General features: G+C 64.7%; 1 protein-coding gene. It reads left to right on the top strand.

Features of this window, described 5'->3' with window-relative positions:
* Positions 1-1,043 (top strand): isovaleryl-CoA dehydrogenase (locus CQ13_RS17195; protein ID WP_057844043.1); only part of this gene is annotated, 1,043 nt, incomplete at both ends.

Raw genomic sequence — 1,043 nt, 5'->3', positions numbered from 1 at the left:
TTTTCGCAGAACGAGATCGCCCCGCGCGCCGCCGAAATCGACCGCAGCAATCAGTTCCCGCGCGACCTCTGGCCCAGGATCGGCGCGCTCGGCCTGCACGGCATCACGGTGGAAGAGGAGTATGGCGGCGCCGGGCTCGGTTATCTCGAGCACTGCATCGCACTGGAAGAAATCTCACGGGCGTCGGCCTCCGTCGGCCTGTCCTACGGCGCGCATTCCAACCTCTGCGTCAACCAGATCCGCCGCAACGGCAGCGACGCGCAGAAGCGCAAATATCTGCCGAAACTGATTTCCGGCGAACATGTCGGTTCGCTCGCGATGTCGGAGCCGGGCGCCGGTTCCGACGTGGTCTCGATGAAGACCCGCGCCGAAAAGAAGGGCGACCGCTTCGTGCTGAACGGCAACAAGATGTGGATCACCAACGGCCCCGAGGCGGACACGCTGGTGGTCTACGCCAAGACCGATGCCAATGCCGGCCCGCGCGGCATCACCGCCTTCCTCATCGAAAAGGGCATGAAGGGATTTTCCACCGCGCAGAAACTCGACAAGCTCGGCATGCGCGGTTCCGACACCTGCGAACTCTTGTTTGAGGATTGCGAGGTCCCCGAGGAGAACGTGCTGAGCGAGGTCGGCCGTGGCGTCAACGTCTTGATGAGCGGCCTCGACTACGAGCGCGCGGTGCTGGCGGCGGGGCCGATCGGCATCATGCAGGCGTGCATGGACGTGGTGCTGCCTTACGTGCATGAGCGCAAGCAGTTCGGCGAGCCGATCGGCAGCTTCCAGCTGGTGCAGGGCAAGATCGCCGACATGTACACCACGATGAATGCCTCGCGCGCCTATGTCTACGCCGTGGCAAAGGCCTGCGACCGCGGCGAGACCACGCGCGAGGATGCTGCCGGCGCGATCCTCTACGCCGCGGAGAAGGCGACGCAATGCGCGCTGGACGCCATCCAGCTCCTCGGCGGCAACGGCTACATCAATGACTATCCCACGGGCCGGCTGTTGCGTGACGCAAAGCTCTACGAGATCGGCGCCGGCACCAG

Source organism: Bradyrhizobium retamae (assembly GCF_001440415.1).
GTDB lineage: Bacteria > Pseudomonadota > Alphaproteobacteria > Rhizobiales > Xanthobacteraceae > Bradyrhizobium > Bradyrhizobium retamae.
Note: the sequence above shows the minus strand (reverse complement) of the source record. Positions and strands in the feature narration are given on the sequence as shown.